Here is a 15,891-nt window from a genome sequence, read left to right as displayed (position 1 = left end):
CTGCCGCCCGCTCCCGACGCGGGCGGCGATCGGCAGGAAGCTAGTGGCGGGGAGGTTGCCCGAACGTTGCCCCGGCGCCGGGGGCGTACGCCTCGCGCAGGCGGCGTGCCCGCGTCGCCACCGCACCCCGCTGCGGCGCGCTCATCGGCAGTGCGGCCAACAGCCGCTCCCACACTTCCAGATCCTCCTCGCCCCACGCGCTGTCGGCCCACAGCTGGAGCGCGGCCGCGTCCCCGCCGCCCAGGACCGCGCGCCGCAGCCGGTCCTCCAACAGTCGTCGCATCCGGCGGATCCCCGGCGCCTCCGACGCCGGCAGCAGGGGACCGTCGTACGCGCGCACGGCCGCGCGGAGGTCACCCGCCGTCAGCTCCCGCTCCACCTGTGCGGCATCCGTCTCCACCCGCCCGTACAGGCGGTACGGGCGGGAAGCGAGCAGCGGGCCCACCAGCCGCCGCAGCCGCGACAGCTCCGCCCGCAGGGTCACCGCCGGTACCGGGCGCTCGCCGTACAGCGCGACCGACAGCTGGTCGCCCGTCAGGCCGTCGGGGTGGCCGGCCAGCAGGACCAGGATCTCGCTGTGCCGCCGGCCCAGCCGTGATCGGCGGCCGTCCGCCACCAGCAGCGCCTCGTCCCGGCCCAGTGCCGACAGGGCGAGCCCGGGGGCGGGGGCCGGCGTCGTCAGCTGCGCCTCGGCGGCCCGTGCCGTCGCCTGGACCAGCGCCAGGCTGTGCGGGGCCGCCAGGTGGTCGCCGCCGGTGATGTCGATCGCCCCGAGCAGCCGGCCGGTGCGCGGGTCGTGCACGGGGGCGGCGGCGCAGGTCCACGGCTGGACGAGACGGTTGTAGTGCTCGGTGGCGAAGATCTGCACCGCGTGGTCCAGGGCGAGGGCCGTGCCCGGCGCGTTCGTGCCCGCGTGCCGCTCGTCCCAGCGGGCGCCGGGGACGAAGTTCATGGCCTCGGCCCGGTCCCGGACGCCCCGGTGACCCTCCACCCACAGCATCCGGCCCGACGCGTCGCAGACCGCGAGCAGGTGCCGCCCGTCGTCGGCGATCGAGCCGAGCAGCTCGCGGACGAGCGGCATGGCGAGCGCCAGCGGATGCGCCCCGCGGTAGCCCGCCAGCTCGGCGTCCGCCATCTCGACCGGCGCGACGAACTCCGGCCCGGGCAGCGCCGCGGCGGAGCGCCGCCAGGAGTCGGCGACCACCCGGCGGACCCGGTCGTTCAGCGTGCCCCCGGCCGTGAAGTCCTCGTGAGCGCTCCTGACCTGGGCGCACCGCTCGGCGGGATCCGCACCCGACGCCAACGCCAGCCATGGGTTGACCACGTGGACCCTCCTGCCCCGGCTTCCCACCCGGAGGTCGGCGCCGACCATACCGCCGCAAGACGCCTTTCCCGGTTTCCCGGCGGCCCGGAACGGCGAGAACAAGCCCAGGAGGTGTTTCACACCTCACCCCCCGAAGAACCCCGGACACCGAAGAACCCCGGACACCGAAGAACTTCCGGACCCCCGGGGCCTCCGGACTCTCCGGACCCCTCCAGAACCCCCACCAGAAGCGGGAGCACGCCCATGCGCAAATTAATCGCCGACATCGCCGAACGCACCCTCGCCGCCTACGTGACCACCTTCCTCGGCCTCCTCCTGGCCGACGGGTTCGACCTCACGGACATATCGGCGCTCAAGGCCGCCGCCATCGCCTCGATACCCGCCGCCCTCTCCGTGATCAAGGGGGCCATCGGGGTCCGCCTCGGTGACAAGTCCAGCGCCGCCTGGCTGCCGGCCGGCGGCGGGGCACCTCGCAGACGCTGACGCCCGGCAGCCGAGCGGAACGCGGCCGTTCACACGGGGTGTGCGTGACGCACCCACGCCCACCCCCTCACACACGCTCCCGCGCCCGGCCCGCACACGGTTGACTCATCGATGCGAGTCCCAATGGAGCGACGGGACGGGGCTGCCGGTCATTCCCCCCGAGCCGGCGGCCCACCGCCCCGTACCGCCGGGCGGACGGTACGGGGCGGAGCCATGCGCCCGAGCGGGCGGCTCTCCGGGGCGTCATGACGCCCCCCGCCGTCGCGCCGCGCGCGACGGGTGCAACGATGTGCACGTCATGAGAGCAGGGCAGTCCGGTCAGGTACCGCGGACGCTGCGAGCCGCCGTGTTCGCAGCGGTCTGTGTGCTGCTCGCTGCCCTGGGGCACGCGGTCATGTCCGGGACGAACGTCCCCTGGTGGGCCGTGGCCGTCGCGCTGTGCGGTACGGGCAGCGGGGCGTGGTTCCTGGCGGGGCGCGAGCGGGGGCCGGTGCTGATCACCCTCGCCACCGTGGGCGCGCAGACGGGTCTGCACTCGTTCTTCACGCTCGCCCAGGACGTCGCACGGAACGTCGCCCTCGAGGCGGCGGCCCGCGCGGGCGACGGCATGAGCGGGATGACCGGCATGTCGGGGCCCGGCGCGTCGATGTCCCTGGGCGGTCATGCGATGCCCATGCCCGGGGGCCACTCCATGGGCGGTCCCATGGACGGGATGTCGATGGACGGGATGGCCATGCACGCCGGCCACGGCGCCCTCGGCATGTGGTCCGCGCACGTCCTCGTCGCCCTCATCTGCGGCATCTGGCTGTCCGGCGGTGAGCAGGCCGCCTTCCGGCTCGGCCGCACCCTCGGCGCCCGGCTCTTCGCGCCGCTCCTCGTCCTCTTCCGTGACGTACCGCCGTGCTCCCGGCCGCCGCGCATCCGCGCCGACCGTACGCGCGCCGCGCAGCGCCTGCGGCAGCTGCTGTACGCCCATGTCCTGGCCACACGTGGTCCACCGGCCGGTGTCGCCGTCAGCTGACGGCGACACCCCAGGCCGAACCCACGTCACCGGGCCCGCCGACGCGTAGCCGTCGGGTGCCCGGATTCCCAGGAAGGACCCAGGGCGATGACCCCTGCCCGCACACGGGACGTGCCACGGCACATCCCTCCCGCGTTTTCCCCGGCGCACGCCGTTTCCTCAGCCGAGGTCGAAAGCCGCCGTCAGCAGCTTGAGCCGGCGCGCCCGCTCGTCCCAGTGGCAGCACTCGGCACACCCCCGCAGATGCGAGTCGAGCGTGGCGTCGGAGATGCCCGGAGGCAGCTCCTCGCCGTCCACCCGGGCGGATACAGCGGTACGAAACTCGACGCAATGCACCCCGCCATCGTCCCCGCCGCCGCCGGAGCCCGGCGCACCACCCCCCGTACGGGGGGCCGCTGTGCGTGACGACGAGACGGTGACCGCGTGGGCGCTGGCCGCGCGCGGTGGTGACGCGGACGCCGTGGAGCGCTTCATCCGCGCCACCCAGAGCGACGTCCGGCGGTACGTCGCCCGGCTGAGCAACGACCCGCAGGGCGCGGACGACCTCGTCCAGGAGACGTATCTGCGCGCCCTGCGCGGGCTGCCGCGCTTCGAGGGCCGCTCGTCGGCCCGCACCTGGCTGCTGTCCATCGCCCGCCGCACGGTCGTGGACCGGCTCCGCTTCAACGCGGCCCGCCCCCGGCTGTCGGACACCGACGACTGGCAGAGCGCCGCCGAGCGCACCCAGTCCGCGGAGCTGCCCGGCTTCGACGAGGGGGTGGCGCTCTCGCAGCTCCTCGACCGGCTGCCGTACGAGCGTCGTGAGGCGTTCGTCCTGACCCAGCTGCTGGGGCTGCCGTACGCCGAGGCCGCGGCCGTGGCCGGCTGCCCGGTCGGTACGGTGCGCTCCCGCGTGGCGCGGGCCCGCGAGGCGCTGATCGGCCAGTTGGAGACGGCCGAGCGGGACGCGGCGCGCATACCGATGGCGCGCGTCCCGGCACTGGCCGGGTAGCGGCACCCGGCGGCCACCGCGCCGCACCACCGACACCGCGCGGGCCGCGGGCCGCCCGGGCATTGCCCCAGCGACCCACGGCCCGCGCGGTCCGTCCGGCTCAGTTCCCCGTCCCCGGGCGGACGACCACGGCCTCCGTCCGCACGGTGCCGCTCTCGCGGAACCGCAGGACGAACGGGACGCGGTCGCCGACGCGCAACCCCAGTGGCGGGGCGCTCACCATGACGTCCAGGTCGTGCGGGGACATCTCCAGCGTGCCCCGCGCGGGCACGGTCGCGAACTCGACCATCCCCATCGAGCCCGCGCCGCTCCTGACCACGGTCCGGCTCAGCATCGCGCGACCGCTCGCCGTCGGGGCCTCCACGCCGATCAGCTGGTCGTCCTTGTCACCGTCGTTGCGCACCCGGAAGAACGCCGCGGTGTCGTCCGTGCCGAAGGGGAGCAGCATGCGCCCTTCCGCGACGGTCACGCCCGCCGGCCGCCCCGCCTCGCCCGACGCGGTCCACGCGACCAGCCCCCCGAGGGTCACCGCGCAGGCGACCACGGGCACGAGCGCGGTGAACGCGGTCTCGACGAGGCGGGGGAGGAGGGGGGAAGGAGCCTTCATCACATGTCACCTCGTGAGCTCGTAGCGGTGGCGGATCCGTCCGTACGGTCCGAGCCGTCGGACGGCAGGTCCGCGCCCGTACGGCGGGCGTCGTCGGCGGTGGTGGCACGGCTCGCGCCGTCCGGGTGGGCGACGCCGGTGTCATGACGGCCACCGTCCTCCGCGCGACCCGGGCCGCCCGAAGCGTTCCCGCCGCCGCTGTCGTCCGCCTCGCCGGTCGGGCGTCCCGCACCGTCCGGCCCGACGCGTCGCTGCGCCGGCGCACCCGCCCGTCCCCCCGGTCGTCCGCCCGCCCGTGCCGGTCCTCGCCCCCGGCCCGCCGACGTCCGGGTGGGCGTCGGCTGCCAGCCGCGCAGCCGCAGGCTGTTGCCCACGACCAGGAGCGAACTGACGGACATCGCCGCCGCCGCGACCATGGGGCTCAACAGCCCGACGACGGCGAGCGGCACGGTGACGAGGTTGTAGCCGAAGGCCCAGACGAGATTGGCCCGCACGGTCACCGAGGTACGCCGGGCCAGCCGGACCGCGTCCGCCAGCGCGCCCATGTCCTCCCGCACCAGCGTCACATCGGCCGCGCCGATGGCCGCGTCCGTGCCACTGCCCATCGCGATGCCCAGGTCCGCGCCGGCCAGCGCGGCGGTGTCGTTGACACCGTCCCCGATGACCGCGACGCGGTGACCCCGGGCGCGCAGCGTCCGGACGAGCTCGGCCTTGTCCTCGGGGGTGGCCCGGGCGTGGACCTCGGTGATGCCGAGCTCGCCCGCGACGGCGTGCGCGGCGGCCGCGCTGTCGCCCGTGGCCAGCACGGGCCGAAGCCCCAGCCGCTTGAGGTGGTCGACCGCGCGATAGCTGCCGGGCCGCACGGTATCGCCGAGGGCGATCACCGCTTCGGCCGTGCCGTCCACCCGCACCAGCACCACGGTCCGGCCGTCCTTCTCCGCGGCGCGCACGGCCGAGCCGAGAGCGGCCGGCAAGCCGGCTTCCGACGGACGCGCGGACCGCTTCGCCGCACCCCGCTTCCTCGGCTTCGCCGCACCTTCACTCGGCTGCGCCGCACCCTCTCCCGGCTTCGCTGCACCTTCTCTCGGCTTCGCTGCACCTTCTCCCGGCTTCGCCGAGTCCGGCCGGACCACCTCCACCCGGTGACCCTCGACGCGACCCGCCACGCCCACCCCCGTCGTGGCGCTGAACTCCTCCACCGGCGGCAGCGGCACGGCCCGCTCCCCGGCCGGAGTCCGCAGCGCGTACGCGTGGATCGCGCGGCCCACCGGATGCTCCGAGCCGCTCTCGGCCGCCGCCGCGAGCCGGACGGCCGCCTCGGCACCGAGGCCCCCGGCGCGGGCCGTCACCTCGGTCACCGCCATCGAACCCGTCGTGAGCGTGCCCGTCTTGTCCAGGACGACCGTGTCCACGCGGCGCAACCCCTCCAGCGCCTGCGGTCCGCTGACGAGAATGCCCAGGCCGGCGCCCCGGCCCGTGGCGGCGAGGAGGGCGGTCGGGGTCGCGAGACCCAGCGCGCAGGGGCAGGCCACCACGAGCACCGCCACCGCGGACGTGATCGCCGCCTGCGGGTCCGCGCCCGCGCCGAGCCAGAAGCCGAGGACGGTGACGGCGACGGCCAGCACCGCCGGGACGAACACGCCCGCGACCGCGTCGGCGAGCCGCTGCACCCGTGCCTTGCCCGCCTGGGCGTCCTCCACCAGCCGGGCGATCCGGGCGAGCTGGGTGTCCGCGCCGACAGCAGTGGCCCGCACCTCCAGCAGACCGCCGGAGTTGACGGCACCGCCCACCACGGCAGCGCCGGGACCCGCCTCGACCGGCGCGCTCTCGCCCGTGACCAGCGACAGATCGAGCGCGGAGCTGCCCGCCACGACGACGCCGTCGGTCGCGACACGCTCACCGGGCCGGACGACGAAGCGGTCGCCGACCCGCAACTCCGCGATCGGCACCCGCCGCTCGGCGCCGTCGGTCCCCCGGACGACGACGTCCTTCGCCGCGAGCGACGCGAGCGCCCGCAACGCGGACCCCGTCCCGCGCCGCGCCCGTGCCTCCAGCATGCGGCCGGCCAGGACGAACAGCGGTACGGCTACCACCGCCTCCAGATACACGTCCGCCGTACCGCCCATCCCCGAGCCCGAGGGCAGCAGGGTGAACGGCATCCGCATCCCCGGCTCCCCGGCACCGCCGAAGAACAGGGCGTACGTCGACCAGGAGTACGAGGCGAGCACGCCGAGGGAGACCAGCGTGTCCATCGTGGCGGCGGCGTGCCGCAACCCGCGCAGCGCCTTGTCGTGGAACGGCCACGCGCCCCACACCGCGACCGGGGTGGCCAGGGCGAAACACAGCCACTGCCAGTTGCGGAACTGCAACGCCGGTGCCATGGACAGCACCAGCACCGGCACGGACAGCAGCGCCGTGACCAGCAGCCGGGTCCGGGCGGACGCCTCCGCCCGATCCGAGGCATCCGCCTCCGGGGCCGCTCCCTCCGAGGCGTCCTCCCGCGGCGCGGGCGGCTGCGGCAACCGGGCGGTGAAGCCCAGCCCTTCCACCACCGCCACGAGTTCCGCGGGTGTCACCGCCGCCGGGTGGCTGACCCGGGCCTTGCCCGTGGCGAGGTTGACGCTCGCGCTCACCCCGTCCAGCCGGCCGAGTTTCTTCTCCACCCGGCCCACGCACGCCGCGCAGGTCATCCCGCCGACGATCAACTCGGTGCTCTCGCAGGCGACCGGGGCGGGCTCGAGCGGCTCCGTGGCGGCCCCGGCCTCCCGGGCCCCGCTCATCGGGTCACCCGCACGGCCGGAGCGCCCATGTCGTGCATGCCGCCCATGCCGCCGGAGTGGCCCGAGCCGCCGCCCGAACCACCTCCGGAGCCACCGGAATCGCCGGAGCCGCCCGGATCGCCGCCGGTTCGGTGCATGCCGGGGGCCACGGGCCCGGCGGCCGCCCCGGTCGCGTACGCGACACCGAAGAGGGCGGCCAGCAGCAGGACGAAGCCGATCAGGGTTCCGTACGGACTGAGGAGGTGACGTGCTGTCATCGCGGCATCGTGACACGTCGCGCGCCGCGTTCGACCCCGCGCGGGCCGCCCCCGGCGCGTGAGGATTATCCCTTTCGCACCCGGGAACCAGCGGCCCCCGGCAACCGACTACCCAAGGATCGCGCGCCCTTCTCCCACCCGACGGGGAACCTGTTCCCGCACCGGTGCGAAGACGCGGGAACTCACCCCCTCCGCCGTACGACTTCTCAGGGGTCCACGACTTCGCGAGGAGACTCCCCGTGCCGCTGCCCGACCCGTTCCCCCTCTACGGACCCGCGTACAAGCGTGATCCCTACCCGCTCTACGAGCGGATGCGGGCCGCCGGGCCCATCCACCGGGTGCTCTTCCCGAGCGGGGTCACCGCCTGGCTCGTCACCGGCCACGCCGCCGCGCAGCGGACCCTCGCCGACCCCCGGCTCGGCAAGAACCACGCCCTCGGCAACGATCGCTGGCGCGAACACGCCTCGATCATGCCCGAGCCGCAGCACTCCGAACTCCAGGTCCACCTGCTGCACCAGGACCCGCCGAAGCACACCGCCATGCGCCGCTACGTGACCGACGCCTTCGCGCCGCGCCGCGTCGAGGAACTGCGCCCCCGCTTCCAGGAAATGGCGGACGCGCTCGTCGACGCGATGCCCGCCGACACCGACACCGTCGACCTCGTCCGCTGCTTCGCCGCCCGGTTCCCCTTCCAGGTCCTCGCCGAGGTCATCGGGCTGCCCCCGCACCTCGCCGCCCGTTTCCGGCGCGAATGGGGCAAGGTCGTGGCACCCGTCGGGCCCCAGGACCCCGGCCGCCCCGCGTACGAGGCGCTGCTGCGCGGCCTGCAGGGCTACATCGCCGAGGTCGTCGCCCACCATCGCGCCGAGCCCGGGGACGACCTCCTCAGCCGGCTGGTCGCCGCCCGCGACGAGGGCGAGCTGACGGGTGAGGAGCTGGACTCCATGGTCTTCCAACTGCTGGTCGCCGGACAGGAGCCGGTCACCAACCAGATCACCACCGCCCTGGTGGCCCTGACCCGCCGTCCCGAAGCGCTGGAGCGGCTGCGCGCCGAGCCGGAGCTGATGCCGAACGCCGTCGAGGAACTGCTGCGCCTCGACAGCGCCTTCGAGCTGACCACCTGGCGGTTCCTGGCCGAGGACGCCGATCTGCACGGCACCCGGGTCCCCGCGGGCGACTCCGTGATCGTCTCCCTCTGCGCCGCCAATCGCGATCCCGAGCGGTTCCCCGACCCCGACACCCTCGACCTCGACCGCGCCCAGGGCCCGCACCTGGCCTTCGGCCACGGCATCCACTTCTGCCCCGGCGCGGCCCTCGCCCGCATCGAACTCCAGGTCGCCCTCGCCACCCTGACAGCCCGGCTGCCGGGCCTGCGCCTCGCCGTCCCCGACGAGGACCTCGCCTGGATCCCCGCCGTCCTCGGCCGGGGCGTGGGAGAACTGCCCGTCGCCTTCGACCGGCCCGTGTGCCCGCGCTCCCGGGGATGACGCGCCACATGCCGAACAGCACCCTCACCCGGACCCCGGTCGAGACCCGCATCCTCGATCTCCTCCTGCCGTACCACCGCACGACGGAGCCGGGCCCCCCGGACCCGGCCGCCCACCCCGAACAGCTCGACCAGATACGCCGGTTCACCGAGGCGGACGAGCCGGTCCTCTTCACCCTTCCCGGCTTCCCCTGCAAGTCCCCGAACCCCGCCAAGGTCCTCGGCCACCTCCCCGACGAGGGCGAACGGCTCTCGCTCGGCTTCCTGGACCGGCTGTGCGCCCGGATCGGCGAGATATACGAGCCGGGCGCCCGCATGCTCATCTGCTCCGACGGCCACATCTTCGGCGACCTCATCAACGTCCCCGACGCACACATCGACGCCTACGGGGACGAGCTGCGCGCCCTCATCCGCCGGGAGCGGCTGAGCCACCTCGACACCTTCGACCTGCGCCATGTGCACGGGGAGCTGGACTACGACACCAAGCGCGCCCTCGTCACCGACGCCTACGCGCCCGATCTGGAGACGCTGCGCGCCCAGACCCGTACCGACGAGGAGACCGCCCGGCTCTACCGCGGCATCACCCGCTTCCTCGTCGAGGACACCGCGGGCTTCACCGGCACCCGTTCCGCGCTGCAACGCGAGTGCCGGGCCCGCGCGTACGGCGTCATCGCCCGCAGCCGCGCCTGGGGCGACCTCATCGCGGACTGCCACCCCAGCTCCGTCCGGCTGTCCATCCACCCGCAGCGGCCGGGCGCCGCGAAGTTCGGGATCCGGCTGCTCGACGCCGCCGACGCGTGGGCCACGCCGTGGCACACCACCGTGCTGCGGGAGACCGGGGGAACGGCGCGGCTGCTGCACCGCGCGGATGCCGAAAGGCTGGGCCGCCTCGTTCTGCGCGACGGGCGGCCCAGCCATTATGCAGCGGTCGCCTGAGGACGTTCCGGGGCTCCGCCCCGGACCCCGGTCCTCAATCGCCGGACGGGCTTGATGTGGCTGAGCTCAGCCACATCAAGCCCGTCCGGCGATTCGCGCCCGCAGGGCGCTCGCCGCCGCAGGCGGCAGGGCGGCAGACCACCGGTCCCCAGGTGTTCACACGCCGGCAGGCGCCCGGTGATCGAAGGCGATCAGCGGGTCGCCGGTCAGCGGGTGCTCCACCACGGCCGCCCGGACGCCGAACACCTCCGCCAGCAGCTCCGGCGTCAGCACCTCGCGCGGCGTGCCCGAGGCCACCACGGACCCGTCGTGCAGGACGTGCAGCCGGTCGCACACCGACGCCGCCGCGTTCAGATCGTGCAGCGCCAGCAGCGTCGTACGGCGCTGGGCGCGCAACAGGGTCAGCAGCTCCACCTGGTGGCGCACGTCCAGATGGTTCGTCGGCTCGTCCAGGACCAGCACCTTCGGGTCCTGCGCGAGCGCCCGCGCCAGCAGCACCCGCTGGCGCTCGCCGCCGGACAGCGCGGAGAACCGCCGCCGCCCGGCCCCGGCCATGCCGACCTGCGCCAGCGCCGCCGTCACCCTCTCGGTGTCGGTGCGGTCCTCGCCCGCGAACGCCCGCTTGTAGGGCGTGCGGCCCATCGCGACGATCTCCCGGACCGACAGCTCGAAGTCGCTGCCCCGCTCCTGCGGCAGCGCCGCCACCTGCCGGGCCGACTGCACGGCCGTCAGCGACCGGATGTCGGCCCCGCCCAGCAGCACCCGCCCGGCGTGCGGCCGAAGATGCCGGTAGACGGTGCGCAGCACGGTCGACTTGCCGCTGCCGTTCGGCCCGACGAGCCCCGCGATCTCACCGTCCTCGGCGACGAGCCCCACCCCGGAGACCACGGTCCGCCCGGACAGGGCCACGTCCAGATCCTCGATGGCGATCCTCATGGTTTCCCGTCCCCTCATGCCTTCTCGAGGCGCTGGTCCAGCAGATACAGCAGGGTGGGCGCCCCGATCAGCGCGGTGACCACACCCACCGGCAGCTCCTGGTCGGGCAGGGCGGTACGGGCCACCAGGTCGACGACGACCAGGAGTACGGCACCGAACAGCGCGGCCACCGGCAGCAGCCGGCGGTGGTCGCCGCCCACCACCATCCGGCACGCGTGCGGCACCATCAACCCGACGAAGCCGATCGCCCCGGACACCGACACCAGCACACCCGTGAGCACGCTCGTGACCACGAACAGCTCACGCCGCAGCCGGGTCACCTCCACCCCCAGGCTGGCGGCGGTCTCGTCACCCATCAGCAGCGCGTTGAGCGCCCGGGCCCGCGCCAGCAGCGCCGCCAGACCGAGCAGCACCGCCGCCGCGGGCAGCGCGAGCCCGCTCCACTGCGCGCCGCCCAGGGAGCCCATCAGCCAGAACAGCACACCGTGCGTCTGCTGATCGTCCCCGGCCTGCAACACCAGATAGTGGGTGAAGCCGGACAGGAACTGCCCGATCCCCACCCCGGCCAGCACCAGCCGCAGCGGCGAGAACCCGCCCCCGCGCCGGGCCATCGCCCACACCAGTGCGAACGACGCGAGCGCCCCGGCGAACGCCGCCGAGGACAGCCCCAGCCCGAGCAGCCCGCCCGCGCCGGCCCCCAGCACGATCGCCGCGACCGCGCCCAGCGAGGCCCCGCTGGAGATGCCCAGCAGATACGGGTCCGCGAGCGGATTGCGGACGAGGGCCTGGACGGCCGTGCCGACCAGGCCCAGGCCCGCGCCCACCACCGCGGCCAGCAGGGCGCGCGGCACCCGCAGCTGCCACACGATCAGGTCCTGGGTGCCCGGCACCGGGTCCCCGCCGCTCACCCCACGGGCCACCGCGGACCACACCTCGCCGAGCGGCACCTGCGACGAGCCCAGGCACACGGACGCGGTCAGGGCGAGCAGCAGGGCGGGGGCCAGCACCGCGCAGGCCCACCGGGCCGCCGCCGCGCCGTGCTCCCGCTCCCGTACGGGCCCCTCCGACTCCTGTCCGACCGCGGCGGTCGCCGTCATCTACTTCACCCGGTCCGGGTGGACCGTGTGCGCGATCTCCCGCACGGTGTCCGCGCTGCGCACCCCGGCGATCGTGGTCCGCTCGGAACCGATGCGCAGGAAGTGCCCCTCCTTTACGGCCTTCAGGTCCTTGGTCGCCGGGAAGGTGCGCAGGAAGTCCGCGGCCTCGTCGAAGGCCTTGCGGTTCGCCTCCTCGCTGCCGCGGTTGCGGACGCCGAGCTGGATCCAGTCGGGGTTCTTGGCGACGACGCTCTCCCAGTCCACCGGCTTGAAGTCACCGGCGCAGTCCGCGAAGACGTTCCGCGCCCCGGCCTGGGTGATCACCGCGTTGGCGACCTGCCGGTTGCACACCGCCATCGGCTGCTTGGTGCCGGCGTCGTAGTCGAAGAAGAAGTACGACGGCCGCTTCGCGTCGGGCACGTCCTTCAGCGCGTCACGCACCGCGTCCGTCTTCTTCCGCATGCCGGCGACCAGCTCGGTGGCGCGCGCCGAGGTGCCGGTCACCTTGCCCAGCTCCTCGATGTCGGCCTCCACCCCCGACAGGTCCGTCCGCGCGGCCTTGCTCATCGACGCGCACGCCGTCGACTTCAGATAGACGTGGCTGATCCCGGCGGCCTTGAACTCCTCGGCGGTCGGGGCCATGCCCATCCCACCCATGTTCTTCATCGAGGAGAAGGAGTCGACGTACAGATCGGCGCCCGACCCCAGCAGCTTCTCCTTCGGGATCACCTTCTTGCCCAGTACCGGCACCTTCGCCGCCTGGTCGGCGAACTGCTGCGGCACCGTGCCCTTGCCGGGCGGGAAGCCCGTCCCGGCCACCTTGTCGCCCGCGCCCAGCCACATCAGGAGCTCCAGGGCGGCGGCGTTGCTGGTGACGATCCGCTTGGGGGCCGCGTCGAAGGTCGTCTTCGCCCCGGCGCAGTCGGAGACGCTCACGGGGAAGCCGGCCTTGGCGGCACCCGCGGCACCCGCGTCGTCGGACTTCTTCGACTCACCGCCACCGCAAGCTGTCGCCGACAGGGCCACCACGGCCAGCACACCGCACCACGCACGAGGGCGCATCAGGAAACTCCAGGAACTCGACGTACAGACATACACGCGAACGCTCGCGCGGGGCCACGCCGGTGCGGGCCCGGTTCAGGTAGTCGGCCCACATGCCCGCCCGGTTCCCGCGTGTCGCGAAGAAGCCCGTCGCGCGCCGCGCGCCCGTCATACGCTGCGCGGGAAACCACCGCGGACCGCGGCGCGCGACGCGGTCCCGGGAGCCGCCGCAGCACGCCGACTTCAGGAGACCGGGATGACGAACCAATTCGCCGAGATGCCCACCGACTGGCGCCGCGCCCTCGCCATCGTCGCCCACCCCGACGACCTCGAATACGGGGCCTCCGCCGCCGTCGCCACCTGGATCGACGGCGGCCGCGCTTGCGTCTATCTGCTGGCCAGCGTCGGCGAGGCGGGCATCGACACCATGCCGCCCGCCGAGGCCGGGCCGCTGCGCGAGCGCGAGCAGTGGGCCAGCGCCGCGGCCGTCGGCGTGACGACGGTGGAGTTCCTCGGCCACCGCGACGGCGTCATCGAATACGGGACCGGGCTGCGCCGCGACTTCGCCGCAGCCATCCGCCGCCACCGCCCCGAACTCGTCCTCACCCTGAACCACCACGACACCTGGGCCGGCGGCGCCTTCTGGAACACCCCCGACCACCGGGCCGTCGGCCGGGCCGCCCTCGACGCCGTCGCCGACGCCGGCAACCGCTGGATCTTCCCCGAACTCGTCGAGGACGGCCTGCTGCCCTGGGACGGCGTGCGCTACGTCGCGGTCGCCGGCTCCCCGCACGCCACCCACGCCGTCGACGCGAGCGACGGCCTCGACCGGGCCGTGAAGTCGTTGCTCGCCCACCGCACGTACATCGAGGCGCTGACCAAGGAGGATCCGGAGGCCTACTGCCGCAATTTCCTCGAGGGCAACATGGCGGCCGTCGCCGAGCGGTTCGGGGGACGCCCGGGGGTGTCGTTCGAACTCTTCAGGCGGTGAGCCCCGGGGTCAGAGCTTGCGGTACGTGCGGGCGTCGTCCGTCGCCGCGAGGACCGCGGCCATGTCGCCGCCCGCCGACGCCGTCACCAGGGCGGTCACCGCGCCCTCGACGAAGGGCGCGTCCGCGATCCGCACATCGGCCCCGGCGGGGAAGCCGCCCTCCCGGTCGCCGAGGAGTGCCTTGACGGTGAGGACCGCGCTGCCCATGTCGCACAGCACCACCACCCCACTGCCCCGGTCCACGTCCTTCACCGCCCGGCGGACCAGCTCCGCACTGGTGCCCACGCCCCCGTCGGGCAGCCCGCCGGCGGCCGCGACCGGCGCCGGGTCGCCCGTACCCACCAGGGCCTCGGCGAGCGCCGCCGTGGCGGCGGCCACCTCGCGGCTGTGCGAGACCAGCACCACGCCGACACGGCCCGCCGGCTGCGGCTCCGCCTCCGGTGCGGTGTCCTCTCCGGTCTCCCCCTCCGGCGCCACCTCGCACAAAGCGGGGTCCGTCGCCTCGTACAGCGCGGTGATCAGCATCGCGGAGGACGTGGCGCCCGGGTCCTGGTGCCCGACGCTGCGCTCGCCCAGATAGCTGGCGCGCCCCCGCCGGGCCCGCATCGGCACGGTCGCCGCCGCCCCCTCCCGGGCGGCCCGCGCCGCCGCGTCCAGGGCGGCCACCACGTCACCGCCGCCCGCCAGGGCCTCGGCGTAGGCGTCGGCGGCCGGTTGCAGGGCGTCGACCATGGTCTTGTCGCCCGGGGCGGAGTCACCGAGCCGTCGTACGCTCGCGACGGCCGCGGCCAGCGCCCGCCCCAGCGTCTCCGGCTCGACCACCGGTCCGTCCCCCAGCAGCTTGCCCATGCGCCGCAGCACCGTGCCGAACAACGGCCCGGACGCGCCGCCGACGGTGTTGGTCAGATGCACGCCCACGGCGGTGAGCAGCGCCCCGGGCGTGGCCGGCGCCTCGGCGGCCGTGACCTCGGCGGCCGAGGTGAAGCCGCGCTTGAGGTTGGCACCGTGGTCGGCGTCGCCGATGGCGGCGTCGAGGTCGGTCAGATACGCCGCCCGCGCCACGACGACCCGTGTGGTGCGGTCCAGGAAGCGGCGGAAGAAGTCCGTGTCGAGCGTGACGGTCATGGGCGGGCGGCTCCTCGTCGCTATGCCCGGCGGCGCGCTTGGCGGCTCGCGCCCACCGGTACGGTCTCGGCCCGGCTCAGCCTAGTCAGGGCGGTGCGGGGGCGCCTGACGGGGTGTCGTCCGAGTGCCGTGACATGTGGGTGTCCGCGTCACAGTGCTTTGCCGGTCCTGTAACGGACAGCTTCGTCATCCCTGCCATCGCGTTGAGCCGCCAACAGCCTTCAGGCGTCACATCAGGGAGAGCAGATGACAGATCAGCTCACATCAGACCAGCCGAAGCGAAGCTGGTTCGCCCGACACAAGATCCTCACCGCGCTCGGTGCTCTCGTGGTGTTCCTCATCGCCGTCAGCGCCGCGTCGGGGGGCGAGGGAAGCGATGGCACCCGCTCCGGAGCAGTCACCGCACCTGAGTCGGGTCGGCCGAAGAAGGGTGCCTCCAAGCCGTCTGCGGACAGTGGGCCGGCAGATGACACCGCTGCTCGGGCAGCCGGGAAAGAGGTCAGCAACGGCAGCTATATCGTCGGCGAGGACATGCCGCCGGGTGTGTATGTCAGCAAGGGGGCCAGCGACGACGTGCTGGGGCTGTGCAGTGTGACCACGGAGCCGAAGTCCGGCAAGCTGCCGCAGATCAAAGCTGCCAAGAAGGGTGAGCAGGTCATCGTCACTCTTGACGAAGGCGACGGCACGGTGACACTCCAGGGGTGTGAGCCGTTCAGGAAGCGCCGATAACCGTGGCAGTCCCCTCCCGTCCTGGCGCCGACCGCCGGTAGGTCAGGGGCAGCACCGGGCCCGGATCGCCGACTCGCTGGGCGAGGA

General features: G+C 74.3%; 16 protein-coding genes and 1 pseudogene. 7 read left to right on the top strand and 10 right to left on the bottom strand.

Annotation, left to right across the window (positions count from 1 at the left end):
* Positions 1-40: 40 nt before the first annotated feature.
* The gene (locus FHS38_RS11825) at positions 41-1,324 is read right to left on the bottom strand and encodes a GAF domain-containing protein (protein ID WP_184733494.1); all 1,284 of its coding nucleotides are present in this window, start codon (positions 1,322-1,324) and stop codon (positions 41-43) included.
* Between the two features lie 243 nt (positions 1,325-1,567).
* Between FHS38_RS11825 and FHS38_RS11820 the strand changes: the two genes are divergently transcribed.
* Positions 1,568-1,807, top strand: a complete 240-nt coding sequence (locus FHS38_RS11820) for a holin (RefSeq protein WP_184733493.1) — start codon at positions 1,568-1,570, stop codon at positions 1,805-1,807.
* A 298-nt stretch (positions 1,808-2,105) separates the two neighbouring features.
* Complete coding sequence (locus FHS38_RS11815) at positions 2,106-2,828, top strand: hypothetical protein (protein WP_184733492.1); 723 nt, start codon at positions 2,106-2,108, stop codon at positions 2,826-2,828.
* 159 nt (positions 2,829-2,987) lie between these two features.
* Here FHS38_RS11815 and FHS38_RS34835 read toward each other — a convergent pair whose 3' ends face one another.
* Positions 2,988-3,164, bottom strand: a complete 177-nt coding sequence (locus tag FHS38_RS34835) for a zf-HC2 domain-containing protein (RefSeq protein WP_221494975.1) — start codon at positions 3,162-3,164, stop codon at positions 2,988-2,990.
* Positions 3,165-3,225: 61 nt separating this feature from the next.
* On the opposite strand from FHS38_RS34835, the gene FHS38_RS11805 reads away from it, so the two are divergent.
* Positions 3,226-3,819 carry a sigma-70 family RNA polymerase sigma factor gene (locus FHS38_RS11805; protein WP_184733490.1) on the top strand — a complete coding sequence of 198 codons (594 nt, stop codon included), beginning with the start codon at positions 3,226-3,228 and terminating at the stop codon, positions 3,817-3,819.
* A gap of 100 nt (positions 3,820-3,919) precedes the next feature.
* Here FHS38_RS11805 and FHS38_RS11800 read toward each other — a convergent pair whose 3' ends face one another.
* Genes FHS38_RS11800 through FHS38_RS11790 form a run of 3 tightly spaced genes read right to left on the bottom strand, consistent with a single transcriptional unit; the run spans position 3,920 to position 7,463 of the window.
* Positions 3,920-4,426, bottom strand: coding sequence for a copper chaperone PCu(A)C (locus tag FHS38_RS11800; protein ID WP_184733489.1), 507 nt, complete (start codon positions 4,424-4,426; stop codon positions 3,920-3,922).
* Positions 4,426-7,206, bottom strand: a complete 2,781-nt coding sequence (locus tag FHS38_RS11795) for a heavy metal translocating P-type ATPase (protein WP_260420706.1) — start codon at positions 7,204-7,206, stop codon at positions 4,426-4,428. The genes FHS38_RS11800 and FHS38_RS11795 overlap by 1 nt, the downstream gene beginning before the upstream one ends.
* A complete protein-coding gene (locus FHS38_RS11790) occupies positions 7,203-7,463 on the bottom strand; it encodes a hypothetical protein (RefSeq protein ID WP_184733488.1) in 261 nt (86 codons plus the stop codon). The genes FHS38_RS11795 and FHS38_RS11790 overlap by 4 nt, the downstream gene beginning before the upstream one ends.
* 239 nt (positions 7,464-7,702) lie before the next feature.
* On the opposite strand from FHS38_RS11790, the gene FHS38_RS11785 reads away from it, so the two are divergent.
* Together FHS38_RS11785 and FHS38_RS11780 are read left to right on the top strand one after the other, a co-directional pair.
* On the top strand, positions 7,703-8,950 hold the full coding sequence (locus FHS38_RS11785; protein WP_184733487.1) for a cytochrome P450 family protein: 1,248 nt from the start codon (positions 7,703-7,705) through the stop codon (positions 8,948-8,950).
* 8 nt (positions 8,951-8,958) lie between these two features.
* Positions 8,959-9,885, top strand: a complete 927-nt coding sequence (locus FHS38_RS11780) for an L-tyrosine/L-tryptophan isonitrile synthase family protein (protein WP_184733486.1) — start codon at positions 8,959-8,961, stop codon at positions 9,883-9,885.
* 156 nt (positions 9,886-10,041) lie between these two features.
* On the opposite strand, the gene FHS38_RS11775 is transcribed toward FHS38_RS11780, so the two are convergent.
* Genes FHS38_RS11775 through FHS38_RS11765 form a run of 3 tightly spaced genes read right to left on the bottom strand, consistent with a single transcriptional unit; the run spans position 10,042 to position 12,980 of the window.
* Positions 10,042-10,821, bottom strand: a complete 780-nt coding sequence (locus tag FHS38_RS11775) for an ABC transporter ATP-binding protein (protein WP_184733485.1) — start codon at positions 10,819-10,821, stop codon at positions 10,042-10,044.
* A gap of 14 nt (positions 10,822-10,835) precedes the next feature.
* Positions 10,836-11,918, bottom strand: coding sequence for a FecCD family ABC transporter permease (locus FHS38_RS11770; RefSeq protein ID WP_184733484.1), 1,083 nt, complete (start codon positions 11,916-11,918; stop codon positions 10,836-10,838).
* The gene (locus FHS38_RS11765) at positions 11,919-12,980 is read right to left on the bottom strand and encodes an ABC transporter substrate-binding protein (RefSeq protein ID WP_184733483.1); all 1,062 of its coding nucleotides are present in this window, start codon (positions 12,978-12,980) and stop codon (positions 11,919-11,921) included.
* A gap of 235 nt (positions 12,981-13,215) precedes the next feature.
* Between FHS38_RS11765 and FHS38_RS11760 the strand changes: the two genes are divergently transcribed.
* Positions 13,216-13,950: a PIG-L deacetylase family protein gene (locus FHS38_RS11760; RefSeq protein WP_184733482.1), complete on the top strand. Its 735-nt coding sequence runs from the start codon at positions 13,216-13,218 to the stop codon at positions 13,948-13,950.
* A 9-nt stretch (positions 13,951-13,959) separates the two neighbouring features.
* Here the strand turns inward: FHS38_RS11760 and FHS38_RS35270 are convergent, their stop codons facing one another.
* Both FHS38_RS35270 and dhaL read right to left on the bottom strand, forming a co-directional pair.
* The gene (locus FHS38_RS35270) at positions 13,960-14,352 is read right to left on the bottom strand and encodes a PTS-dependent dihydroxyacetone kinase phosphotransferase subunit DhaM (RefSeq protein WP_373301808.1); all 393 of its coding nucleotides are present in this window, start codon (positions 14,350-14,352) and stop codon (positions 13,960-13,962) included.
* Positions 14,353-14,436: 84 nt separating this feature from the next.
* Positions 14,437-15,075: pseudogene (gene dhaL, locus FHS38_RS35265) on the bottom strand (dihydroxyacetone kinase subunit DhaL); the annotation flags it as partial.
* A gap of 246 nt (positions 15,076-15,321) precedes the next feature.
* Between dhaL and FHS38_RS11750 the strand changes: the two are divergent.
* The gene (locus FHS38_RS11750) at positions 15,322-15,804 is read left to right on the top strand and encodes an Rv1352/Rv1906c domain-containing protein (RefSeq protein ID WP_184733480.1); all 483 of its coding nucleotides are present in this window, start codon (positions 15,322-15,324) and stop codon (positions 15,802-15,804) included.
* Positions 15,805-15,891: the final 87 nt, after the last annotated feature.

Origin of the sequence: Streptomyces netropsis (genome assembly GCF_014203545.1) — a bacterium.
In the GTDB taxonomy this organism is placed as follows: Bacteria; Actinomycetota; Actinomycetes; order Streptomycetales; family Streptomycetaceae; genus Streptomyces; species Streptomyces netropsis.
The sequence above is the reverse complement of the archived record's forward strand: the minus strand, read 5'-3'. Positions and strand labels throughout refer to the sequence as shown.